Consider the following 21,867-nt stretch of genomic DNA (forward strand, 5'->3'; position numbering starts at 1 on the left):
TGACGACGCCCGTGGACGTAGACGCAGGCAGGGCGTCGGCCATGTCCAGCCTTCATGAGGCGGGCTGTGCGATTCGTTCGGCGAAAGGCCTCCGGCGGGTGATCGGGGACATGGTGGGAACGGCGGCGTTCGGGGAGCGGCGAAGGGGCGCGGGGACGTACGCTGCGGAGCATGAAGGGTCGTCCACTTCGGTTCACGCCGCGCCGTGACGCGGGGATGCACGCCTTCGAGCGTGCCCTGGAGCATGCGGGGCTGAGCCCGGTCGCCGGCGTCGACGAGGCGGGGCGGGGCGCGTGCGCGGGACCGCTGGTCGTCGCCGCGGTGATCCTTCAAGGCGGGCGAGGAAAGATCGACGGCCTCACCGACTCCAAGCTGCTCACACCGGCGCGACGCGAGGAGCTGTACGCCGAGGTCACCGAACGCGCGTACGCGTGGAGCACGGTCATCATCCCGTGCCACGACATCGATCGGATCGGTCTCCACCGCTGCAACGTCACCGGGATGCGGCGGGCACTCGCCGCCCTGGACAAGCGGCCCGCCTACGTGCTCAGCGACGGCTTCCCGGTCCCGGGCCTGGACGTCCCCGGGCTCGCGATGATCAAAGGTGATCAGGCGGCGGCGTGTGTGGCCGCGGCGTCCATCGTCGCGAAGGTCACCCGAGACCGGATCATGGTGGCCCTCCACGAGCGATACCCGGAGTACGGGTTCGACCTTCACAAGGGATACGTGACCCGCGCGCACGGCAAGGCGCTCAACGCGCACGGACCCTGTCCAGAGCATCGGTTCTCCTACGTCAATGTCGGGCGTGCCTTGCGTAACAATGGAGAGGTGGCCTTGGTGGAGGAGACCGAAGGGGAGGTCCCCGGCGAGGGCCGCACGGAAGGGGCACGAGCGTGAGCGCCGAGGATCTCGAGAAGTACGAGACCGAGATGGAGCTGCAGCTCTATCGCGAGTACCGCGACGTTCTCGGGCTCTTCACCTACGTCGTCGAGACCGAGCGCAGGTTCTATCTCACCAACTCGGTCGACCTCCAGGTGCGCAGCGTCGACAACGGCGAAGTCTTCTTCGAGGTCACGATGCAGGACGCCTGGGTCTGGGACATGTACCGTCCTGCCCGCTTCGTCAAGAACGTGCGTGTCGTCACGTTCAAGGACGTCAACGTCGAAGAACTCGCCAAGAGCGAGCTCGAACTCCCCTCCGAGCAGTGAGGCGCCCCCTCCAGGTCGCCATCGCAGACACGGCCTGTACTTAGGCCGTCCCTCGGCGAGCCCGCCTCCCCACCCATGGCGTGGCGACGAATCGGGTTCCCTTCGAGGGGTGGCATCTGGCTGAGATGGTCAGGCGTTCTGGTGTGCCTGGCACTGCGGTCCGAGGTTCGGTGGGGCTGGCGCCTTCGCGTTAGGGCCATCTGGATCACTTCGTTCGCCAGGTGACTCCCCTCCCGCGTTGACCTTTGAAGCTTGGAGCGGCCGTGAGGCGCTGGGGCGTCGAGACGCGGTGGGCTGAGGTGAGGATGCATCTCCGGTGGCTTGAGCCTCGCGGGCGGCTGGGGTGTGAGCGTCGGCGGTAGATCATTCGGGCTCCTTGAGGTGGGTGGTCGGAGGTTGGGACGTGTCGTCGGCCGGGCCTTTGGGGGATTTGCCTGCCTTGGTCAGGCGCCAGCCCGAAGAGGTTCGCTCGACGAAGCCGGCGGCTGCCAGGAGGCCCAATTTCGCGTTGATCGTCGTCAGTTCGAGGCCCGCGCTGACGGCGAGCTGCGCGGGACCGGCCGCGCCGCGGGCCGGGAACGCCTCCAGGACGGCTCGGGTGACCGGTTCCAGCCGGTCGCGGGGGAGGACGGGGCTGTGCCGCGGCGGGGCGAGGTCGGCGCCGAGACGGCCCACCGCTTCGATGATCTCCTCGGTGCGGGTGACGAGGGTGGCGCCGTCCTCGCGCAGGAGCCGGTGGCAGCCGACCGACGACCGGCTGGTGACCGGGCCGGGTACGGCCATGACCATGCGGCCGAGCTTGGACGCCCAGGTCGCGGTGTTGAGGGCGCCGCTGCGGGCCTCCGCCTCCACGACGACGGTGCCGCGGGACAGTGCGGCGATCACCCGGTTGCGGACGAGGAACCGGAGCCGGTGCGGGTGGGTGCCCGGCGGCGACTCGCTCACCAGGACCGAACGCCGGGCGATCTCCGCGAACAGGCCCTCGTTGGACGCCGGGTACGGGACGTCGACGCCGTTGGCCAGGACGGCGACGGTGGGGCCGTCGGCGGCGAGGGCGCCCCGGTGGGCGGACGCGTCGATGCCCAGGGCGCCGCCCGAGATCACCGTCCAGCCCGCGTCCGCCAGCTCGCAGGCGAAATCGGCCGCGGCCCGCATGCCGTAGGGGGACGCGGCGCGGGAACCGACGATGGCGACGGAGCGCAGGCAGCTGTACCGCAGGTCGCCGGGGCCGCGCAGCCAGAGGGCGTAGGGACGGCCGCTGCCGAGATCGTCCAGCGTCGTCGGCCATTCGGGGTCTCCCGGGCAGACGAGACGTCCGCGGAACTGGGCGCAGACGGCCATGTCCTGGTCCGGTTCGGCGGCGATCAGGCGGATCCGCCAGTTCTCCAGGCGTTTGATCTCCTTCATGTCGGCGGGGACGTCATCGGGGAGCCGGCCGGTGCGGATCGATTCGAGCGCCTGTTCCGGGCCGGAATGGTCGATGATCCGGTTGAGAAAGACATCGCCGGGTTCGGCGACCGCGGTGAGGGTCGCGCGGGCGGTGCGTTCGTCGCTCATTGGCGCCCCGCAGACCACAGGGTGAGCGCGCCGCCGACGTCGTCCGGGCCCGGTTCGTCGTGGCCCGCCAGATCCGCGATGGTCCATGCGACCCGCAGGATGCGGTCGAGCCCGCGCGCGCTGAGCGCGCCCCTGAGCAGGGCTTCGTCGGCGCCTTCCATCGCGTCGGAGGAAGGCGTGAACCGGCGGCGCAGTTCCGGGCCGGGGATCTCGGAATTGCAGCGCCATGGGGTTCCGGCCAGGCGTCTGATCGTCCGCTCCCTGGCGAGCAGAACGCGTTCGGCCACCACCTTGCTGGACTCGGCGAACTCCAGGTCGTAGCGGAGTTCGGCGCGGCTGGCCGGTGTCAGTTCGAGCTTGAGGTCGATGCGGTCGAGGAGCGGGCCGGACAGGCGGGAGGTGTACTTGCGGCGTGTGCCGGGGGAGCAGGAGCAGTCGATCTGCTTGGCCGCGGCGCACGGGCACGGATTCGCCGCCAGGACGAGCGTGAACCGCGCCGGGAAGCGCGCCATGCCCTCGATCCTGCTGATCCGCACTTCACCTTCTTCGAGAGGCTGGCGAAGGGCGTCCAGCGTCCCCGCGAAGAATTCGGGAGCTTCATCTAGAAACAGCGTGCCCCTGTGGGCGAGTGACACGGCGCCCGGCTGGAGGACGCGGCCGGAGCCGCCGCCGACCAGCGCGGCGCGCGAGGCGGTGTGATGCGGCGCGTAGAACGGCGGCTGGGTGATGAGAGGCTGGCCCGGCCGAAGCGTTCCCGCGACGGAGTGGATCGCCGTGACCTCCAGGGCGATGTCGGGTTCCAGCGGCGGCATCAGTGTCGGGAGCCGTTCCGCGAGCATCGTCTTTCCGCAGCCGGGCGGCCCTGCGAAGAAGAGATGGTGGCCCCCGGCGGCGCTGATCTCCAGGGCCCGGCGGGCCTCGGCCTGCCCGCGGACGTCGGCCAGGTCGAGATCGGGCGGGATGTCCTGCTGCCGGAGGGCGAGCCCGTCAGCGGGGAAGGAGCCGCTGTCGTCCTCGTCCTCCTCGATGGGCGGTGGCTGGTTGCGCAGGAAGCACAGGAGGCCGCGCAGAGTGCTCGCGGGCACCACTTTCATGCCCGGGACGAGTTCCGCTTCGGCGGCGTTCGCGCGGGGGACGACGACCGTCCGGCACCCCTGGTTGGCGGCGGCCAGCACGGCCGGCAGCACGCCCTGGATGGGCCGCAGGCGGCCGTCGAGCCCGAGCTCGCCGATCATGACCAGATCGGCGCAGGCCCGCGCCGGGACGACCTCCGCGGCCGCGAGCAGCGCGATCGCAATGGCGATGTCGAAGGTCGAGCCCTTCTTCGGCATGCTCGCCGGGCACAGCGACACCGTGACGTGGCGGTTCGGCCAATCCTCACCCGAGTTGAAGATGGCGGCGCGGACCCGGTCGCGGGCCTCGCTGAGCGCCGTGTCCGGCAGGCCGACCAGGTGAAGGCCGGGGACGCCGCTGGTGATGGCGGCCTCCACGTCGACCACGCAGCCGTCCACCCCGATGAGGGAGACCGAGCGCGTCTTCGCGAGCGTCATCAGCACACCTCCCGCAGGTGGTCGACCGAGAAGCCGCCGCCGTCGGTGATCAGGCCGAGGACGTCCACCCGCACGTGCGTGCCGCTGACGCCGTGCACGGCGGCCCACCGCCAGGCCAGCCGCCGTAACCGGGCCGCCTTGTCCGCGGTGATCGCCTCGACGGGGTCACCGAAGCGGTCCGATCCGCGGGTCTTCACCTCGCAGACGACGTGCCTCCGGCCGTCGTGGGCGACGATGTCGAGCTCGCCGTCGCGGCACCGCCAGTTGCGGTCGAGAATCGTCCAGCCGAGCTTGACCAGGTAGTCGACGGCGGCGTCCTCGCCGCGCCGGCCGAGGCTGATGTGGGCGTTCACGGGCCTCACCTCCGGTCTCCGACGATGCCGACCGTGACGCTGCGTCGCCGAGAAATCGCAACCTGTGGATAACTTCGGAGAACATTTCCGGTGATTCGCCGCGAACCGGGGCCCGGTGCTTGCTTCGGCCCGGCCGGTGGCGCAGCGTGACGGTGTGACCAACGCGCTGGAAGACGCCGTCTCCGAATTCGGCCGCCATCTGCGCGCCGAACGCGACGTCTCACCGCACACGCTGCGCGCCTACCTCGGTGACCTGAACGACCTGATCAGCTATGCCGCGGACATGGGCGTGACGGAACCGGCGGGCCTCGACGTCTCGCTACTGCGGGCCTGGCTCGCCCGCCAACACGCCCTGGGCCGTTCTCGGGCCACCTTGGCCCGCCGCACGGCCGCCGTTCGCGCGTTCACCCGGCATCTGCACAGGTGTGGCCAGCTCTCGGACGATCCAGGAGTGCTCCTCGGCACGCCCAAGCGTCAGCGAGATCTCCCCGACGTGATCACACGGGACGAGGCGGCACGCCTCCTGGACACGATGGACACCCAAGGTCCACTAGGGCTCCGCGACCTGGCCGTTCTCGAAATGCTCTACGCGACGGGCGTTCGGGTCAGTGAACTGTGCGGTCTCGACATCGACGACCTGGACACCGGGCGCAGAACGATCCGGGTCTTGGGCAAAGGCGGACGTGAACGAACCGTCCCCGTAGGGGAACCGGCAATCCGCGCTGTCGAGGACTGGCTCCGCGCGGGACGCCCGGCCCTGGCGACGGATCACAGCGGCCCTGCGCTCTTCCTGGGCGCACGCGGGGGACGGCTCCACCCGACCAGTGCACGCCGCATCGTCCACGCCCGGATCTCTGAGGTCGGCCAGGTACCCGACCTGAGCCCGCACGGGCTCCGTCACAGCGCCGCCACCCACCTGCTCGAAGGCGGAGCCGACCTGCGAAGCGTCCAGGAGATCCTCGGACATGCCTCCCTGCAGACGACCCAGCTCTACACACACGTGTCGGCAGAGCGGCTCAAGGAGGTCCACCGCCAGGCCCACCCGCGCGGAGCCCAGTCCGACTAGGCCGATCTGAAGTCAGGGCCCCTGGGTGTCCAGGGCGGCGGCGCTGTGAACGAATTCTTCGCGCTGCACATTGAGTTAGGGGCGCGGGGACCTTCAAGGGCCTTGTCTGAGTCGATTGTGTGCCGCCGATCCTCGGTGGGGGACGGGCTTAGGGGTGGTTGGGTGGCCTGCCGCCCAGGGGTGTGGGCGGCAGGCCTTCAAGGTCAGGGGGTGCGGCGTAGGCGGCGTTCCTGGGACAGGTTGATGACGCCCGGCGGTGGACGATGGCGGCGGTGCAGGCGGTAGCGGACGCGGGTGCGGCGCCAGACGAAGGCGAGCGCGAAGGCCAGGACCATGCCGGTGAGCGCCCCGCCGGTCGCCGTGGTGGCGTCACGCAGGACCGGCCTCGGCTCAGGCGTCGGCTCAGGGACGAGCTGGGTCTGGGACGGTGAAGGACGTGCCCAGTGGGGCAGCAGCCGTACCCGCCGCTGGATCAGGCTCAGCGGGTCTATGTAGAGGGAGCCGCGCAGCAGGCCCCAGTGCAGGCACGGGGCAGGGCAATGGCGACCGTCCTCCAAGGTGCCGATCCGGGTGCCGGACGTGACCCGGTGCCCGACGCCGAGGCTGGGGCGGACGGGCAGGTACGTGGTCCGCAGGACGCCGTGATCGATGGCGACCACGCCCCGCCCGGCCAGCCGGTCGGCGTAGGCGATGCGCCCCGGGCCGGCGGCGTAGACGGGCTGCCCCGGCCGCCCGGCGAGATCGACGCCGCGGTGGCCGGAACCCCACGGGGACGTGGGCGGGCTGAAGCTCCGGACCACCTTCGGAGCGGGCGGCCCTAACGGCCACCGCCACGCGTCCAGGCCCGGTTTCCAGGCGTCCAGGACGGGCGTACCGGCGGCGATCACGCAGGTGAGGAGCAGGGTCAGCAAGGTCATGCACCGAAGCCTGCCGCCCCGCCGCAGCGAGTGCGAGGGGGTCGGCGAACTGTGGATAACCGGCGGGCCATTGATTCACGGACGCGTCCGCGCCCTGATAATCTGTAGTGGTGTCCGAGGGGACACCGGCCAGACCAGGCCGTTGACGTTCCGCCCCAGGGCGGCACGATGAGAAGCCGCCTTGGGCGGAGAGGTCACAGATCCGGGAACGGGTCACAGCCGCCAGGGGTTTCCCGGCGGCTCATTTCACGCGTCCGCATGCCACCGCAGACATGGTGGGGCGCCGTCCCTCGGTCCGTCGCCACGGCGACGGTGGGACGACACCCGGGCGCAGGCGTACAACCAAATGTGGCCCGGAAGGGCCAGAGAAGGAGAACACGGGCAATGGCACCCGTCGTCACCATGCGGCAGCTCCTGGAGAGCGGCGTCCACTTCGGCCACCAGACCCGCCGGTGGAACCCGAAGATGAAGCGCTTCATCCTCACCGAGCGCAACGGCATCTACATCATCGACCTGCAGCAGTCGCTGTCCTACATCGACCGCGCCTTCGAGTTCGTCAAGGCCACGGTCGCCCACGGCGGGACGATCCTGTTCGTCGGCACCAAGAAGCAGGCTCAGGAGTCCATCGCCGAGCAGGCCACCAGGGTCGGCATGCCCTACGTCAACCAGCGCTGGCTGGGCGGCATGCTCACCAACTTCTCCACCGTCCACAAGCGGCTCACCCGGCTCAAGGAGCTGGAGGAGATCAACTACGACGACGTGGCCGGCTCCGGCATGACCAAGAAGGAGCTTCTGGGTCTGCGCCGTGAGAAGGACAAGCTCGAGCGCACCCTCGGCGGTATCCGCGACATGGCGAAGGTCCCGAGCGCCATCTGGATCGTGGACACCAAGAAGGAGCACATCGCGGTCAACGAGGCCAAGAAGCTCGGTATCCCGGTCGTGGCGATCCTGGACACGAACTGCGACCCCGACGAGGTCGACTACCCCGTCCCGGGCAACGACGACGCCATCCGCAGCGTCAGCCTGCTGACCCGCGTCGTCGCCGACTCCGTCGCCGACGGCCTCATCGCGCGCGCAGGAGCCGCCACCGGCGGGGACGAGAAGCCGGCAGAGGGCGCCGCGGCGGCGGGCTCGGAGCCGCTGGCCGAGTGGGAACGCGACCTGCTCAAGCCGGACGAGGGCGCCGCCGAGGCGTCTGCCGCAGCCCCGGCCGAGACCGAGGCGCCGGCCGAGACCGAGGCGCCCGCCGCGACCCCGGCCGAGGCCGAGGCGCCCGCGGAGACCCCGGCCGAGGTCGAGGCCGAGGCGCCCGCGGAGACCCCGGCCCCGGAGGAGGCGTCGGTCGAGGCTCCCGCGGAGCCCGCCGCCAGCTCCGAGGCAGAGGCCGCGGGCGAGGACGCCCAGAAGCCCGCCGAGGCCGAGCAGGCTTGATCCCGCGGTCCCGGCGGCCCCGTGTGGGCGCCGCCGGGACCGTCGCGGGTCACACGACCAACGACGAGAGAAGCGAAGAGAGCGATGGCCAACTTCACCGCCGCTGACGTCAAGCGGCTGCGCGACCTGACCGGCTCCGGCATGATGGCCGTGAAGAACGCCCTCACCGAGGCGGACGGCGACTTCGAGAAGGCGACGGAGCTGCTGCGCCTCAAGGGCGCCAAGGACGTCGGCAAGCGCGCGGAGCGCACCGCGGCCAACGGGCTGGTCGCCGAGCACTTTGCGAACTCCGGCGACGGGGCGCTCCTGGAGCTCAACTGCGAGACCGACTTCGTCGCCAAGAACGAGCAGTTCATCCAGCTGGCGAACCGCCTGGTCGAGTTCGCCGCGGGCAGCGGCCTCGCCGACGCGCCGGCGCTGCTGACCGCCGAGATCGAGCCGGGCAAGACCGTCCAGGCCCTGATCGAGGAGAACAGCGCCAAGATCGGCGAGAAGCTGGAGCTGCGCCGCTTCGCCCACTTCCAGGGCGCCTACGTGGCCAGCTACCTGCACAAGTCCGACCCGTCCCTGCCGCCGACCACCGGCGTGCTGGTCGAGCTGGACGCGGAGAACCCCGAGGTCGCCAAGGACGTCGCCCAGCAGATCGCGGCGATGGCCCCCAAGTACCTCACCCGCGATGAGATCCCCGCCGAGGCGGTCGAAAAGGAGCGGGCGCTCGCCGAGCAGCTCACCCGCGACGAGGGCAAGCCCGAGCAGGCCATCCCGAAGATCGTCGAGGGCCGGGTGAACGCCTACTTCCGCGACTTCGTGCTGGTCGAGCAGGCGTTCGTGAAGGACGGCAAGAAGACGATCGCGAAGGTCCTCGACGAGGCCGGTGTGAAGGTTGTCCGCTTTGCCCGGTTCAAGGTCGGGCAGGCTTAAGGGCACTCTGGAGACGGATACCCGAGAGAACGCGAAGCTACGAGGAGGCCGCCGACGTGCCGGACAAGACGACCACTAGCGCGACGGCGGCCTCGTCGTCCGATCAGGATGTCGCCGATGGGGACGTCGCAGGCCGGGACGTCACCGATCGGGACGGTGCCGATCGAGACGCGACCGGCCGGAACTCCTCGTCCAGCCAGAACTCCTCTGGCCGGAATCCGTCGGGCCGAGGCTCGTCCAGCGGTCACTCCTCCGGCGACGGTGCGACCGGACGGCACGAGGCGGATCCGCACACGCCCGCTCAGCACGCGCCACGCGCAGGCTGGAAACGGGTACTGCTGAAGCTCTCCGGTGAGGCCTTCGCAGGACGCGACCCCCTGGGAATCGATCCCGAAATCGTCCAGCACGTCGCGGAGGCCATAGCCGAGGCCGTCCGGGACGGCGTGCAGGTCGCGGTCGTCTGCGGTGGCGGCAACATGTTCCGCGGCGCGGTCATGGCCGAACGCGGGATGGACCGCGGACGCGCCGACTACATGGGGATGATCGGCACCGTCATCAACTGCCTGGCCCTGCAGGACTTCCTGGAGAAGCTCGGCCTCGACACGCGCGTGCAGACGGCCATCACCATGAGCCAGGTGGCCGAGCCGTACATTCCGCGGCGCGCCATCCGGCACCTGGAAAAGGGCCGCGTCGTCATCTTCGGGGCCGGCCTCGGACAGCCGTTCTTCTCCACCGACACCACCGCCGCCCAGCGCGCGCTCGAGATCGGTGCGGAGGCCGTCCTGAAGGCCACGCAAGTGGACGGTGTCTACGATGCCGATCCTCGAAAGAATCCAGACGCAGTCAAGTTCGACCGTTTGGAATACGGTGAAGTTCTACAGCGAGGCCTGAAGGTCATGGACGCCACGGCCATCAGCCTCTGCATGGACAACGCGCTCCCCATCGTGGTCTTCGACCTCATGGGGCAGGGCAACATCGTTCGGGCCGTCCGGGGTGAGAAGATCGGCACGCTGGTCAGCCCGGCGGAAGGCTGACCGCGGCCCGGAACCCGAATGCGGGACGCGGCACGGCCCGTAGAACCGTATGACCAGGGCCCGACCAGATGACATGGGAGTCACAGTGATCGACGAGACCCTCCTCGAGGCAGAGGAGAAGATGGAAAAGGCGGTCGCGGTCGCCAAGGAGGACTTCCAGGCCATCCGCACCGGCCGGGTCACCCCCGCGATGTTCAACAAGATCACCGCCGAGTACTACGGGACGCCGACGCCGATCAACCAGCTCGCGTCGTTCACGCTCCCGGAGCCGCGGATGGTCATCGTCCAGGTCTTCGACAAGTCCTCCATGCAGGCGGTGGAGAAGGCGATCCGCGACAGCGACCTCGGCGTGAACCCCACCAATGACGGCAACGTCATCCGCGTCGTCTTCCCCGACCTGTCGGAGGAACGGCGCAAGGAGTTCATCAAGGTCGCGGGCCACAAGGCCGAGGAGAGCCGGGTCTCCATCCGCAACATCCGCCGCCGCGCCAAGGACGCCCTCGACAAGCTCGCCAAGGACGGCGAGGCGGGGGAGGACGAGGTCCGGCGTGCCGAGAAGGAACTCGACGACACCACGCACCGCTACGTGGGGCAGATCGACGAACTGCTCGAGCACAAGAAGGCCGAACTGCTCGAAGTCTGATGCGATTCGACGACGCCGGGGAGCCCTCGCGCTCCCCGGATGAGCCGGAGGCCGAGCTGGACGGGCTCACACCGGACACCTCGACCGAGAACGCCTCGTCTTCCGGCGCCACACCCGGTACAGGCGCGCGCGCACACGCGCCCCTGCCCGACACGACGTCCAAGGACGCGTCTTCCAGGAGCGTGTCTTCCGGGGCTACGGCCTTCGGAAGCGGGTTCTCCAGAACGGACGGCAATTCTGCAGGCGGTCCTCCCGCAGGAGCGTCCAATGCCGCTGGATCCTCAGCGGACGGGGCCTCTGGGGGCGGAGCTTCTGCGGATGGGGCTTCTGCCAACGGCGCCTCTGGGGCCTCCGACGGGAAGCGTCAGCCCAGGACCGGCCGCAACCTTCCCCTGGCGATCGGCGTTGGTCTAGCGCTCGGCTCCCTGGTGCTGCTCTCTCTCTACACGGTCAAGGAGATCTTCCTTGCCGTGATGATCGTGTTCCTCTTCATCGGCATGCGGGAGCTGACCGAGGCCTTCAAGAGCCGCGACATCGTCGTCCCGTTCATCCCGGTCGCGACGGGCATGGTCGGCACACCGGTCGCGGCCTACGTGTGGGGCCCCACCGCCGCGGTCGCGGCGGTGTCCCTCACGATGCTCGCCTTGCTGATGACACGGATGACCGAGGGCACGGACGGGTACGTGCGCGACGTCTCCGCAGGGGCGCTCGTGACCGGTTACCTGGTGCTGATAGGCGGGATCGTGGCGCTGCTCATGCGCCCGGACGACGGCGACCACCGCATCGTCATCTTCATCGCCACCACCGTGGCCAGCGACACCGGCGGCTTCTTCGCGGGCTCGTTCCTTGGCAAGCACAAGATGGCACCTACGATCAGCCCGAAGAAGACCTGGGAGGGTGTCACCGGCTCCGCCCTCATGTGCATGCTCGTCGGCGGCTGGCTGGTGTGGTGGCTACTGGACGGCGGCAAAATCTGGCAGGGCGTCCTGGTGGGCCTCGCCGTCGTGGTCACCGCGACCGCAGGCGACCTCGTCGAGTCGATGATGAAGCGTGACCTAGGCATCAAGGACTTGGGAACGATCCTTCCAGGGCACGGCGGGGTGATGGACCGCCTGGACTCCCTGGTGGTGACGGCACCCGTCGTCTGGCTGCTCCTGGAACTGTTCGTCCCAAGCTAGGGAACAGCCCAGGGCCGGGCCAGGAGACGACCCAGGCTCAGCTAGGAGACGACCCAGGAGCGGCGCTGCTGGGCGAGGCGTCGTACGAGGGCGTCCGAGCCCTCGTTCTTGGCGTAGCGGTGTTCCTCGCCGGTGAGGGGCACGAGCCACAGCCACCGCACGGGATCGCCGTTCAGGGTCAGCCCGGTCATGTCGGGGGCCTCGGGACCGGCCAGACGGCTGGGATCGTCCAGGAGAAGGACGCCCTCCCAGGCCGAATCTCCGCTGCGCAGCGGGAACGTGCGGGCCTCGTGGTACCACTTGACGACGTCTCCAGGGGCGAACCAGGTCACCGACCGCCACGGATACTGCGCCAGCCAGGGGAAGATGCTCCCCGTCTGCTGGCTGGGCAGGGTGCTCGCCACGGCCAGCTCTATACGGCCGTACGGGGCGACGTCGTCCTCGTACAGTTCGACCGTGGGCATCCGCTGACGGCACATGCCGACCGTGCTCAGGACCGTGAATTTCCGGTCGCCCCGTGCAGGACGCTCGGAAACGCCAACTGTGGGGGCCATGCCCGGCCGTCCGTTGCCCAACTGCCGCCCCACGTCGTGCCAGTAGTGGCCCCCAGGCCCGAGCCGCTGCAGCAGGTGGCCGAGCACCGACTGCTGGAACTCCGCCCAGGAGCCGTCGGCGCGGCACATCTTCCAGTGTTCGCGCGCCCGGTCGATCCGTGGCCCGAAGTCCTCGATCTCCTCGTCCAGCGGGAAGGCGAACGGGCTCTGGCGCGTGGCGTCGCGCGCGTAGCCGGGGATGCCGCGTCCCATGTCGGACCAGCCGGGGATCACGAAGAGCGGGTCGCCCGCTTCGAGCACGGCCACACCGTCGCCCTCCTCGAACCACACGACCTCCAGGCCGCCGCCGTCCAGGGCGGCACGGCCCTCTGGGTGCCGGACATGGGACCCGGGCAGAAGGGGCGCACGGCCGGCCTCCAGACGGGACCGGTCGAGGTCTGAGGGGGCCTTGCGGTGGTTCGCGACCCATACTGCGCCGACCACCGAGTCTCGCGCGTCCTTGAGGTAGGCCGCGGTGACGGTGCCGTCGGTCTCGATGGCGAGCCGCCGGCTGCCGTACGGGCTGACCGCGGTGTGGACGACCGTGGCCTTGGAGCCACCGGAGGAGGCGGTGCCCCTGCGCAAAACCGACATGATCGAGACCTTAGTCGCACACAAGGTCATGCGCAGGAATGTCGCGGTGCGGGGCACGGGCTGTCCGCAGACGGACGATGCACGGCCAGGTGTTTGCGACACTGGAAGCATCATGTCTAGCCAGCCCGCCGTAGCCGGTACCGCGTCCAAGACCCCGGCGAAGCTCGTCTTCGCCGCTCCGAGGCGCGGTAAGCCGCCCAGGCACCTCGCCGACCTCACCTCTGCGGAACGCCGCGAGGCGGTTACCGCGCTGGGGGAGAAGCCGTTCCGGGCTGACCAGCTGTCGCGGCACTACTTCGCCCGTCTGGTGGACGACCCGGCGAAGATGACCGATCTGCCCGCCGCCGTCAGGGAACGGCTCGTGGCCGAGTTGCTGCCCACGCTGCTCACCCCGGTGCGCGAGATGGACTGCGACGGTGGGACGACGCTGAAGACCGTCTGGAAGGCGTTCGACGGCGTGCTGTTCGAGTCGGTGCTGATGCGGTACCCCGACCGGGCCACGATGTGCGTCTCGTCCCAGGCTGGGTGCGGCATGAACTGCCCGTTCTGCGCGACGGGCCAGGCGGGGCTCACACGCAACCTTTCCACCGCCGAGATAGTCGAGCAGGTCGCCGCAGGCGCGCGCGCTCTGGCCCGCGGACGCATCCCAGGCGGGCCGGGTCGTGTCTCCAACATCGTCTTCATGGGCATGGGCGAGCCGTTGGCCAACTACAAGGCGGTGATGGGCGCGGTACGTCGCATCACGGACCCGGCACCCGCAGGCCTGGGCATCTCCCAGCGCGCGGTCACCGTGTCGACGGTCGGCCTTGTCCCGGCCATGGAGAAACTTGCCGCTGAGGACATGTCTGTGCGGCTCGCCCTGTCCTTGCACGCGCCCGATGACGAACTCCGCGACGAGCTCGTGCCCGTCAACAACCGCTGGAAGGTCGCCGAGGTGCTGGACGCCGCCTGGGCCTACGCCGAGCGCAGCGGACGGCGTGTCTCGATCGAGTACGCGCTCATCAAGGACGTCAACGACCAGGCCTGGCGGGCCGATCTTCTCGGCAGGCTCTTGCGCGGGAAACTCGTACACGTCAATCTGATCCCGTTGAACCCAACGCCGGGTTCCAAGTGGACCGCGTCGCGGCCCCAGGACGAGCGCGAGTTCGTCCGGCGGCTGGAGGCCCACGGGATCCCGGTCACGGTGCGCGACACTCGGGGCAGGGAGATCGACGGGGCCTGCGGCCAGCTGGCGGCGTCGACCAAGGACTGAGCGTTCCGCAGGCGCGTCCCTGGTGCCGCGCGGGCGCGGGGAACGGCTGAGGAGCAGGTGCGCGGTGCGAACGGGTGCGCGGCTGCCGGTGGTCATGCGCGGCTACGACAAGAAGCAGGTGGACGGCCTGCTGCGACGGATCTCGCAGGCACTGAACGGCGGGCCGCCTATGTCGGCGGACGATGTGCGCAGGACCCGCTTCGACGTCGTCCTGCGCGGTTACGAACCCCATGCCGTCGACCGCCTGGTACGCGAGTGCATCCTGGAACTCCAGGCGAGGGGACCGATCCCCGACCGGCCAGGCCGCCCGCGCGTGCAACCCGCCTGGTTGATCAACTGGATCCAGAGCGCCCGCTTCTCGGGTTCGGGCCTGCGCTCGGGCTACGACGTCCGCGACGTGGACGCGTTCCTCGACCGCGTGATCGCCGGCCTGCGCGGGGTCGCCCCGCCGATGTCCGCCCGGGACGTGCGGGAATGCGCATTCCGCGTCGTCCGGTTCGGCCCCGGCTACGACGAGCAGGAGGTCGACCGCTTCCTCGTGCAGCTCGCCGGCGCCCTCGAACGCCGCTGACGAAGTTATCCACATTTTCGGCGGACGTCGCGGTGCGGGACGGGGCTGCGTAACGCTACGTGCATGGATCATTTCGCGGCACAGTACCGGCGGCTCCGCTCCCTCCTCGCCGTCTTCCTGCCTCCCGAGATCACGGCCGCCCTGATACCGCTGGCCAGGCGCGCGCTGCGGCTCGGCAGCGGCGGCGAGGTCCCCGTCCACCTCGGCGGCGCCCCGCTGCTACCCCCGGGCGCGACCTGGCCGGAGTGGAACGGACGCCCGCTCGGCTTCCTCGGCGCGATCGACTTCGCCGCCCTCACCCGCTTCGGCGACATCCCGGGCATCCCCTCGTCCGGCAGGGCCGCGTTCTACTACGCCACCGAGACGCCCCGCCCATGGGGCGACCAGGCGGCACAGCGGGACGGCTGGCGCATCTACACCGGTGACCTCGGCGAAACCACCCCGCCGCCCGGCGCGTCGACCTATCCCCGGATCCGCCTGAGCGCCGCTCCATTCCTCTCCCTGCCCTCGCCCCAGGAGATGTCCATGCGCCGATTGGAGGCCACGTACAACGGTTTCCTGACCGTCTATGAGCAACTGCACGCCGTCTGGTCGCAGTACGCCTCACGGGACGAGGCAACCGCACACCAGCTCGGCGGGTGGCCGGCCCTCGTCCAACGTCCGGTCGGCCCGGATTGCCTGTACGCGTCGACGGGCCGCCCCCTGGATTTCCTCAGCCCGCCGCCGCTGACCTTGGACGAGCAGCGGGCCGTGGAGGAGTGGCGCCTCCTACTCCAACTCGACTCCGACGATCGCCTCGGCTGGTACTGGGGCGACCCAGGCCGCGTCTACTTCTGCGCCCGCCCCGACGACCCTCTGGAGCAATCGTGGCTGACCCTCCAAGCCGCCTGATACACGCCGAGCCTCGTCTTCGCGCGGAAGGCCAGGGCCGCGCGGTAAAGCCGCAGCAGGCCAGATGCACCAGGGAGTGTGCGCGTAAGCGGAGTCCGCAGGCCAGGACGATCGGCGCGACGGCAATGGTCACGCGATGGGAGCCACAGCAGGACGGTCTGAGGCTGCCAGACGTGCCGGGAGTACACCCACCTGCGGCGCTGGCTCAGGGCGGTTCGCGTGACGGCCGCAGTCGCAGGTGGGAACTCCAGCGGGACGGTACGAAGTGCGAGACGCACCGGGAAGTACGTCCACCCGCGGTGGCCAAGACGGTTCGCGTGACGGCCGTGGTTGCGGGTGGAGGCTCCAGGGGGCCGGTATGCGGTGCGGGACGCGCCGGGAAGTACGTCCACCTGCGGCGTTGGCTCAGGGCGGTTCGCGTGACGGCCTGAGTTGCAGGTGGAGACTCCAGCGGGACGGTATGCGGGTGCGAGACGCGCCGGTGTGCGTGTGGTCAGTGGCGGCGGTGGGTCAAGGCCAGGTAGGCGGTGCCGACGAGAGCGGACCAGAGAGCGAGGTGGAGGGCGATGGCAGGGAATCCAGCGGTGAACTCGGGCGCGCCATCGTGTGCGGTACGGAGCCAATCGATCATCGGGACGGACAGCCAGGAGAGCCGTCCGATCCCGAGGAGCACGAGCGCGGTGGCGGCGCTCAGCAGCGCGAGCAGCGAAACACCCGGGTCAGGGATCAACGCCCGGCTCGTCCATGCACCGAGCAGCGTCCCGGGCACGGCGGCGAGGAGGTTCAGGGCACAACCCGCCAGGACCGCCCGCCCGGGCGCGCCGACTTGAATCGCTTGCAGGAGGGGGACGGCCAATGCGACGACGCCCAGGCAGACGTTCACGCTGTAGGCCGACAGAAGTCCCGCGTAGGTGGGCATGGAGCGGCGGCGCGCCGCGGTGGCAGTCAGCGCGCGCTGCTCGTCCGGCTGCGTGTCGAGGAGCGCGCGCGCCGCCCATGCCCACACCGGGAACATGAACGCCGCCACATCCCCGAACGTCCCGACGGCGAGATCGGTGGCGTCCGGCCCGCTCGGGCCCTGGACGAGGACCAGCACCACGACCAGCGCCACGACGATCAGCGGATGCAGAACGCGCAGCGACCGGACGTACCCCGCGACCTGGAACCTGATGAGCGCGATCACCGCTTCGGCCTCCGCACCCGGTAGCCGTCCGCCCGCAGCTTGGTCTCCAAGGTGTCGGCCTCGTCCTCAGGGACCTCGATCTCCAAAACGGTCCAGTTCGTCTCCCCGGAAGGCAGGCCCGCCACCTCGGAAAAGAGCCCGGTCGTCTCGGGATGGATGCCGGTCACCTTCTCGGAAGAGAGGCCGGTCAGCTTGGAAGGGAGGCTGGTCGCCTCGGGGGGCGGGTCGGTCACCTTGGGATGGATGCCGGTCAGCTTCTCGGTAGGGAGGCCGGCCACCTCGGAAGGCGGGGCGGACACTTCGGAAGGCGGGTCCGCCATCTCGGGATGGAGGCCGACCACCTCGGAAGGCGGGGCGGTCACCTTGGGAGGGAGGTTTGTCGCTTCGGGGGGCGGGTCGGTCGTCTTGGGATGGATGCCGGTCGCCTCAGGAGGCGGGGTGGTCGCCTTGGGAGGAAGGTCGGTCGGCTTCTCGGGAGGGAGACTGGTCAGCTTGGAAGGTGGGTCGGCCATCTTGGGAGGGAGGCTGGTTGCCTCGGGAGGAAAGCTGGTTACTGTGCCGTCGGCTACGCGCAGTCGGTCGATGCCCGGGAGGGCTTCGATGCAGCGTTGATGGTCGCTGACGACCACGATGGCTTCGTTGGCCGCGAATTCCGAGATCAACCTGGGTAGCGCCGCACGCGTGGCCGCGTCGAGGCCCGCGAACGGCTCGTCCAGGATGAGCAGGCCTGGGTCATCCAGGAACGCTTGTGCGAGACCAACCTTCTGCGCGCTGCCTTTCGACAACTCCGGGAGCCGCACATTGAGGAGGTGATCGAAGCCGAGCCGCTCCGCCCACGTCCCGACGGACGCCGCCGGGACACCGCGCATCGCGGCCATGTGGTCCAGGTAGCCGCGGACGGTGAACGGTTGGTCCACCGGGAACCGTTCGGGGGCGTACCCGACGCGGCGGGGCCGATCCTTGACAATGCCTTTGTACGGGCTGCGTAGACCGGCGATCACGCGCAGAAGAGTGGACTTCCCCGCACCGTTCCGCCCCGTCACCTCCGTCACCCCGCCGGGGAGCATCGTCAGAGTGACATCCCTGAGTACCCAGGGATCCCTCCGGTGGTAACGAAAAGCCACACCCTCCAACCGCATGAAACCTGCACGCTAACGTCCCGCCCGTAAGTACCGCGTTAACCCCAGGATGCACCCGATGGTGCCTGAAAAACGGAGTGGACGGCGGCTCCTGACGAACGCAGGGGTGGCGTAGGAAGCAATGCCGGATGGCGGTGGAAGCAGAACGGCCATGTCGGAAAGGCAGCGCGTGGCGGGAGATGGCGGACGTGCCCGGAGTCGTCATCGGCGGGGTCTGAAGGGGGTGCGCGGGCCACGAGGACACCCCAAGTGCACGGCCAGGGGAGAACGGGTCAGGGCAGGACACTCGAATGTACGGAGCGTGACTTAGTGCCGGATGGGTGCGGCGGCAGGGGCGCCTGGAGGGCTGACGGCGTTGCCGCGGATGAGGACCGCCGTCGCACTGCGCGACGCCCCCAGCCTGTGCGAGCTCGCTGGTGATCTCGTCTGCTGTGGCGGGTGCGGTTGCCGCCGAGGAGGGAGCGGTCGCTGGTGTCGCAAGGCCTCGTCGCCGTTTTCGAGGAGGTTTTCGGCGGGGCCCGTGCGGAGGGAGGGGCAGGGATCGGGGGGTGGTTTGGTGTGTTGAGGTGGGGGTGGAGCTTGCCAAGGCGTCTTCTTGGTCGTTGCGGGTGGCTAAACCGAATGCGACGACGGTTGCGTGGGTCACCTGCCTGTCGTCGGAGTGTGCGCCACGTGACTCCGGGTGAGCATCGGCTCATTCTGCCTACCTGGACCACGGGAGACGGTCGGAGGCGGCGAGCGGTTGGTGCTCTTGCCCGGGAGTGTTGTCTAGGGTCTGGGGTGGTATTCGTGGGGCTCGTTTGTTGGGCGGAAGGGAGTGGTCGGGATGGCTGAGCAGGCTTGTTTGTTCTGCGAGATCGTCAAGGGCGAACGGAGCGCGCATATTGTGATGGATGCGCCCGATGCGCTGGCGTTTCTTGACGTGCGGCCCTTGTTCAAGGGGCACACGCTGCTGGTGCCGCGGGCTCACTATGAGACGCTCACAGATCTTCCCGGCGAGTTTCTGGGACCGTTCTTCGGGCATGCGCAGCGGCTTGCCGAGGCCATGGAGTCGGTGCTCGGCGCCGCCGGGTCGTTCGTGGCGATGAACAACCGGGTCAGTCAGAGCGTCCCGCATCTGCATGTTCATGTCGTTCCGCGTAATCGGAAGGACGGGCTTCGCGGGTTCTTTTGGCCGCGGCAGAAATACGAGTCCGATGCGGAGGCGGCGGCCTTTGCCGCGCGCTTGTCCGAAGGGCTCACCTGATCTGCAGGGCCAGGGTCGTGTCGAGGATCTGGGCGTTGTGGGGAGTGGGAGTGGTCGAGTCCCACCAGCGGATTGCGCTGGTCTCTTCGTTCGGAACGAAGGGTGGTCGCGCGGGCGGTGTAGAGGGCGGCGCATTCGTCGCAGGGGTGGGTCGGTCAGGTGAAGTGTCCGTAACCGGGGAGGGGGAGGGTGGGAGGTGGAGGCCGCTTTCCTCGTGCAGTTCGCGGACGGCGGCCTGCCAGGGTGTTTCACCGGGGGCGAGCAGGCCTCCCGGCAGTTCCCACTGGTCGCGGTGGCGGTCGAAGGCAAGGAGCAGGTGCTGGGCGTGCCAGACGGCGGCGAGGGCCGCCGGCATCGGCGCGTCCCGTGGTGCGGTGGACGGCGGGAGGAGCCGTGAAGCTGGTTGCCCGCCGATCTTGTGTCAGAGGGGTTTTCGCTGGGTGCCTGGGAGGGAGGTTTGCTCAGGTCAGGGCTAGGAGGAGAGCCGTGTAGGGCGCCGTCGGGTCCGTTTCGGCGGGTGTGGCAGCCGCTAAGGCCGCGGCGTGCTCGTAGAGATCGCGTTCGGCTCTGTCCAGGGCCGCGGACAGGACGAAGTCGGTGACCGTCCAGCCGATCAGCTCGGCCGCTTTGCGAATCACGAGGAGCTGGTCCGGGGAGGGGTGGACGGTGACATGGTCGTCGGAGGCGGGAAGGTTCTGGCGCACCGACTCAGACATGGCCGGTCTCCTTCCTTGCGGCATTTAAAAGTACGCCGCAAGGTGTCGCGAAGCCATCCCCACTGAGAACGAGAATCGCCCCCTACCGAGGGGCCGGATGCGCTGTGCTGACTTGCGCGCTATCGAGGAGGGCGTTCGGTTTAGGGGGTGCCTTGAAGTGGGTCTTAGTCGCGCGTGGGCGGCTGGCTCGTCCCGGAGCGGCGGCGTTGGAGCGGTCTGAGCGGGCGATTTGTTGGGTGACGCCGTGCTTCCTCACGGCCTGGGCGAGCGAGAGTCGCCAGGTGAGGACCGGATGAGTGCCATGACGGGGCCTTGGACATGCTGTTTGTCTTTGGGGAGCTGGTCTGGGTCAGTTGGTAGGGATGGCGTCGGCTGCTCCGGCCCTTGGTCCTGTTCCAGACAGTGTCGGCCCCCTTGCAGGGTGCTCTTCTAGGGAGCGCTAGTCGGGGGACTCGTCGATGGTGCCGAAGATGACGGACGATACCTCCAGGTAGAGCTGCTCCGGGTACGGCATGAAGCCGACATTGCGGAGCGCCTGCTTCTGGCCCGCGGACTCCATCACGAACTCGCCGTACCCGAGGATCCGTCCGGTCATGGAGCGGTTCAGCGCGATGTCGGTGACCTTGGCCAGCGGCATCATCGCGACGTTCCGGTTGAGCACGCCGTTGATCACCATCACCCGGTGCTCGGTGACCAGGAAGAACTCCACCGACCAGGCGATGACCTTCCAGACCAGGTAGCCGATGGCGATCAGCCATAGCCACCAGATCCAGGTGAGTCCGATGACCGCACTGATCGCGCCGCATGCGACGAGCCCGGCGACGACGATCGCGACGGGGAGGAGCAGGACGGCCGGGTGGCGACGGACGGCGATGACACGTCCCTCGTGGGACATCAGGTATTTGTCGACGGTGCGCGACGAGCTGTCGTGTTGCACCATCATGTCCTGCAGATTCACGGCGGCGTCCTCGTCATGATCCGGGTGGTTCAACGGTAGCCGACGCGGTCGTGCGGGCGCAGATGCCGGGCGGTAACAGAGGATGCGCTTGCCGGTGGGGGAGCGGCGGCTGATGATGGTCGTCATGGAGGGCGTTGGGGAGCCTGGGGCGGATCGGGACGAGCGGATCGAGCGGAACGGGCGGCACGAACGGCACGAACGGCACGAGCGGGCGCCGGATGGCGGCGGGCCAGAACCGGGGCCCGGACGGCGGGGCGAGCTCGCGGTGGAGGTCACGAGGCGTCCCATCTGGCGGCTCCTGCTGCGGGGGCTCGGCGTGTACCTGCCGGGCTGGGAGATGCCGGCGGGCGCCCTACGCGTCCGGGACGGGTCGGCGGACGGGTTCGGGCCCCCGGCGTACGTGAACGGCGCCGCCGGATTCGGCGTCCAGATCCCTGACCGGCGTAAGGGGCTGGAACCGGACCGGGAGATCTACGTGAGGGGGCGGGAGAACCCGAGCTTCGGGATCGTCGCCGCTGGCCCCGCGGCGGCGATCGGCAGCCGGGTGGTGGACGCGGACGCGCTGATCCGGTTCGCGCGGCGGCTGACGTTCGAGGAGCTCTTCGACACCGGCGATGCGGATTCCGTCCCGTACGCGGTGCGGGGCGCGCGGGCGGTGGAGAACGCGGTGTTCCTCGACCGGGCGGCCGGGATCGGGCTCTGCGTGGAGGTCGATCCGGTCACGCGCGCTGTGACGTGTCCCCTGTACGCGCGCATCGGCGGGCCCGCCGAACGAACCGTACGCGCATACGGTGCGACCTTCTCATAAGCCGACCCCTTCTACGGCCGGGGCCGCCCGGTACAACCGGATGGCCGAGCCCACGTGG

23 protein-coding genes are annotated in these 21,867 nt (G+C 69.4%); 13 read left to right on the forward strand and 10 right to left on the reverse strand.

Annotated elements, in window-relative coordinates; genetic code table 11:
- Positions 1-171: 171 nt before the first annotated feature.
- Entirely contained in the window at positions 172-897 is a 726-nt protein-coding gene (locus tag ACH34S_RS27170) for a ribonuclease HII (RefSeq protein ID WP_395955633.1), read from the forward strand.
- On the forward strand, positions 894-1,208 hold the full coding sequence (locus ACH34S_RS27175; RefSeq protein ID WP_395955634.1) for a DUF2469 domain-containing protein: 315 nt from the start codon (positions 894-896) through the stop codon (positions 1,206-1,208). The genes ACH34S_RS27170 and ACH34S_RS27175 overlap by 4 nt, the downstream gene beginning before the upstream one ends.
- A gap of 363 nt (positions 1,209-1,571) precedes the next feature.
- On the opposite strand, the gene dprA is transcribed toward ACH34S_RS27175, so the two are convergent.
- From dprA to ACH34S_RS27190, 3 genes are read right to left on the reverse strand one after another with little or no spacing between them, the layout of a single operon-like run.
- Positions 1,572-2,765, reverse strand: a complete 1,194-nt coding sequence (dprA, locus tag ACH34S_RS27180; protein WP_395955635.1) for a DNA-processing protein DprA — start codon at positions 2,763-2,765, stop codon at positions 1,572-1,574.
- Complete coding sequence (locus tag ACH34S_RS27185; protein ID WP_395955636.1) at positions 2,762-4,315, reverse strand: YifB family Mg chelatase-like AAA ATPase; 1,554 nt, start codon at positions 4,313-4,315, stop codon at positions 2,762-2,764. The genes dprA and ACH34S_RS27185 overlap by 4 nt, the downstream gene beginning before the upstream one ends.
- Positions 4,315-4,668 (reverse strand): YraN family protein, encoded by a 354-nt coding sequence (locus ACH34S_RS27190; RefSeq protein ID WP_395955637.1) that lies wholly within the window; start codon positions 4,666-4,668, stop codon positions 4,315-4,317. Before ACH34S_RS27190 ends, ACH34S_RS27185 begins: the two co-directional genes overlap by 1 nt.
- Before the next feature lie 154 nt (positions 4,669-4,822).
- On the opposite strand from ACH34S_RS27190, the gene ACH34S_RS27195 reads away from it, so the two are divergent.
- Positions 4,823-5,734: a tyrosine recombinase XerC gene (locus ACH34S_RS27195; RefSeq protein ID WP_395955638.1), complete on the forward strand. Its 912-nt coding sequence runs from the start codon at positions 4,823-4,825 to the stop codon at positions 5,732-5,734.
- Between the two features lie 203 nt (positions 5,735-5,937).
- Here the strand turns inward: ACH34S_RS27195 and ACH34S_RS27200 are convergent, their stop codons facing one another.
- On the reverse strand, positions 5,938-6,651 hold the full coding sequence (locus ACH34S_RS27200) for a murein hydrolase activator EnvC family protein (RefSeq protein ID WP_395955639.1): 714 nt from the start codon (positions 6,649-6,651) through the stop codon (positions 5,938-5,940).
- A 384-nt stretch (positions 6,652-7,035) separates the two neighbouring features.
- On the opposite strand from ACH34S_RS27200, the gene rpsB reads away from it, so the two are divergent.
- From rpsB to ACH34S_RS27225, 5 genes are all read left to right on the forward strand, one after another.
- The gene (rpsB, locus tag ACH34S_RS27205; protein WP_395955640.1) at positions 7,036-8,082 is read left to right on the forward strand and encodes a 30S ribosomal protein S2; all 1,047 of its coding nucleotides are present in this window, start codon (positions 7,036-7,038) and stop codon (positions 8,080-8,082) included.
- Positions 8,083-8,166: 84 nt separating this feature from the next.
- On the forward strand, positions 8,167-9,003 hold the full coding sequence (tsf, locus tag ACH34S_RS27210; protein WP_395955641.1) for a translation elongation factor Ts: 837 nt from the start codon (positions 8,167-8,169) through the stop codon (positions 9,001-9,003).
- Positions 9,004-9,338: 335 nt separating this feature from the next.
- Positions 9,339-10,037: a UMP kinase gene (pyrH, locus tag ACH34S_RS27215; RefSeq protein WP_328374081.1), complete on the forward strand. Its 699-nt coding sequence runs from the start codon at positions 9,339-9,341 to the stop codon at positions 10,035-10,037.
- 85 nt (positions 10,038-10,122) lie between these two features.
- A complete protein-coding gene (frr, locus tag ACH34S_RS27220) occupies positions 10,123-10,680 on the forward strand; it encodes a ribosome recycling factor (RefSeq protein WP_395955642.1) in 558 nt (185 codons plus the stop codon).
- A 398-nt stretch (positions 10,681-11,078) separates the two neighbouring features.
- Positions 11,079-11,858 (forward strand): phosphatidate cytidylyltransferase, encoded by a 780-nt coding sequence (locus tag ACH34S_RS27225; RefSeq protein ID WP_395955874.1) that lies wholly within the window; start codon positions 11,079-11,081, stop codon positions 11,856-11,858.
- A 41-nt stretch (positions 11,859-11,899) separates the two neighbouring features.
- Here the strand turns inward: ACH34S_RS27225 and ACH34S_RS27230 are convergent, their stop codons facing one another.
- Positions 11,900-13,045 (reverse strand): suppressor of fused domain protein, encoded by a 1,146-nt coding sequence (locus ACH34S_RS27230; RefSeq protein ID WP_395955643.1) that lies wholly within the window; start codon positions 13,043-13,045, stop codon positions 11,900-11,902.
- 112 nt (positions 13,046-13,157) lie between these two features.
- Here ACH34S_RS27230 and rlmN point away from each other — a divergent pair, with 112 nt between their 5' ends.
- From rlmN to ACH34S_RS27245, 3 genes are all read left to right on the forward strand, one after another.
- Positions 13,158-14,297 carry a 23S rRNA (adenine(2503)-C(2))-methyltransferase RlmN gene (rlmN, locus tag ACH34S_RS27235; protein ID WP_395955644.1) on the forward strand — a complete coding sequence of 380 codons (1,140 nt, stop codon included), beginning with the start codon at positions 13,158-13,160 and terminating at the stop codon, positions 14,295-14,297.
- A 64-nt stretch (positions 14,298-14,361) separates the two neighbouring features.
- A complete protein-coding gene (locus tag ACH34S_RS27240) occupies positions 14,362-14,868 on the forward strand; it encodes a DivIVA domain-containing protein (protein ID WP_395955645.1) in 507 nt (168 codons plus the stop codon).
- A 63-nt stretch (positions 14,869-14,931) separates the two neighbouring features.
- Complete coding sequence (locus ACH34S_RS27245) at positions 14,932-15,759, forward strand: DUF1963 domain-containing protein (RefSeq protein WP_395955646.1); 828 nt, start codon at positions 14,932-14,934, stop codon at positions 15,757-15,759.
- Positions 15,760-16,252: 493 nt separating this feature from the next.
- Here ACH34S_RS27245 and ACH34S_RS27250 read toward each other — a convergent pair whose 3' ends face one another.
- Together ACH34S_RS27250 and ACH34S_RS27255 are read right to left on the reverse strand one after the other, a co-directional pair.
- On the reverse strand, positions 16,253-16,942 hold the full coding sequence (locus tag ACH34S_RS27250) for a hypothetical protein (protein ID WP_395955647.1): 690 nt from the start codon (positions 16,940-16,942) through the stop codon (positions 16,253-16,255).
- Positions 16,939-18,081 (reverse strand): ATP-binding cassette domain-containing protein, encoded by a 1,143-nt coding sequence (locus ACH34S_RS27255; RefSeq protein ID WP_395955648.1) that lies wholly within the window; start codon positions 18,079-18,081, stop codon positions 16,939-16,941. The genes ACH34S_RS27250 and ACH34S_RS27255 overlap by 4 nt, the downstream gene beginning before the upstream one ends.
- A gap of 826 nt (positions 18,082-18,907) precedes the next feature.
- Between ACH34S_RS27255 and ACH34S_RS27260 the strand changes: the two genes are divergently transcribed.
- On the forward strand, positions 18,908-19,327 hold the full coding sequence (locus tag ACH34S_RS27260; RefSeq protein WP_395955649.1) for an HIT family protein: 420 nt from the start codon (positions 18,908-18,910) through the stop codon (positions 19,325-19,327).
- On the opposite strand, the gene ACH34S_RS27265 is transcribed toward ACH34S_RS27260, so the two are convergent.
- The 3 genes from ACH34S_RS27265 to ACH34S_RS27275 form a co-directional block, all read right to left on the reverse strand.
- Complete coding sequence (locus ACH34S_RS27265) at positions 19,320-19,682, reverse strand: NUDIX hydrolase (RefSeq protein WP_395955650.1); 363 nt, start codon at positions 19,680-19,682, stop codon at positions 19,320-19,322. The two genes, ACH34S_RS27260 and ACH34S_RS27265, sit on opposite strands and share 8 nt — an antisense overlap.
- A 106-nt stretch (positions 19,683-19,788) precedes the next feature.
- Positions 19,789-20,043, reverse strand: coding sequence for a DUF1778 domain-containing protein (locus ACH34S_RS27270; protein ID WP_395955651.1), 255 nt, complete (start codon positions 20,041-20,043; stop codon positions 19,789-19,791).
- A 439-nt stretch (positions 20,044-20,482) separates the two neighbouring features.
- Entirely contained in the window at positions 20,483-21,001 is a 519-nt protein-coding gene (locus ACH34S_RS27275; RefSeq protein WP_395955652.1) for a PH domain-containing protein, read from the reverse strand.
- Between the two features lie 82 nt (positions 21,002-21,083).
- Here ACH34S_RS27275 and ACH34S_RS27280 point away from each other — a divergent pair, with 82 nt between their 5' ends.
- Positions 21,084-21,809 carry a hypothetical protein gene (locus ACH34S_RS27280; protein WP_395955653.1) on the forward strand — a complete coding sequence of 242 codons (726 nt, stop codon included), beginning with the start codon at positions 21,084-21,086 and terminating at the stop codon, positions 21,807-21,809.
- Positions 21,810-21,867: the final 58 nt, after the last annotated feature.

Origin of the sequence: Actinomadura sp. 3N508, from assembly GCF_044326375.1 — a bacterium.
Lineage (GTDB): Bacteria > Actinomycetota > Actinomycetes > Streptosporangiales > Streptosporangiaceae > Spirillospora.

Bases quoted from the DNA above. Each gene is read 5' to 3' on its own strand.
- ACH34S_RS27265 (WP_395955650.1), bottom strand. From the start codon at position 19,682: ATGCCGGCGGCCCTCGCCGCCGTCTGGCACGCCCAGCACCTGCTCCTT.
- ACH34S_RS27270 (WP_395955651.1), bottom strand. From the start codon at position 20,043: ATGTCTGAGTCGGTGCGCCAGAACCTTCCCGCCTCCGACGACCATGTC.
- dprA (WP_395955635.1), bottom strand. From the start codon at position 2,765: ATGAGCGACGAACGCACCGCCCGCGCGACCCTCACCGCGGTCGCCGAA.
- ACH34S_RS27170 (WP_395955633.1), top strand. From the start codon at position 172: ATGAAGGGTCGTCCACTTCGGTTCACGCCGCGCCGTGACGCGGGGATG.
- ACH34S_RS27280 (WP_395955653.1), top strand. From the start codon at position 21,084: ATGCGCTTGCCGGTGGGGGAGCGGCGGCTGATGATGGTCGTCATGGAG.
- ACH34S_RS27245 (WP_395955646.1), top strand. From the start codon at position 14,932: ATGGATCATTTCGCGGCACAGTACCGGCGGCTCCGCTCCCTCCTCGCC.
- rpsB (WP_395955640.1), top strand. From the start codon at position 7,036: ATGGCACCCGTCGTCACCATGCGGCAGCTCCTGGAGAGCGGCGTCCAC.
- ACH34S_RS27200 (WP_395955639.1), bottom strand. From the start codon at position 6,651: ATGACCTTGCTGACCCTGCTCCTCACCTGCGTGATCGCCGCCGGTACG.
- tsf (WP_395955641.1), top strand. From the start codon at position 8,167: ATGGCCAACTTCACCGCCGCTGACGTCAAGCGGCTGCGCGACCTGACC.
- ACH34S_RS27230 (WP_395955643.1), bottom strand. From the start codon at position 13,045: ATGTCGGTTTTGCGCAGGGGCACCGCCTCCTCCGGTGGCTCCAAGGCC.
- rlmN (WP_395955644.1), top strand. From the start codon at position 13,158: ATGTCTAGCCAGCCCGCCGTAGCCGGTACCGCGTCCAAGACCCCGGCG.
- ACH34S_RS27260 (WP_395955649.1), top strand. From the start codon at position 18,908: ATGGCTGAGCAGGCTTGTTTGTTCTGCGAGATCGTCAAGGGCGAACGG.
- ACH34S_RS27185 (WP_395955636.1), bottom strand. From the start codon at position 4,315: ATGACGCTCGCGAAGACGCGCTCGGTCTCCCTCATCGGGGTGGACGGC.
- ACH34S_RS27255 (WP_395955648.1), bottom strand. From the start codon at position 18,081: ATGCGGTTGGAGGGTGTGGCTTTTCGTTACCACCGGAGGGATCCCTGG.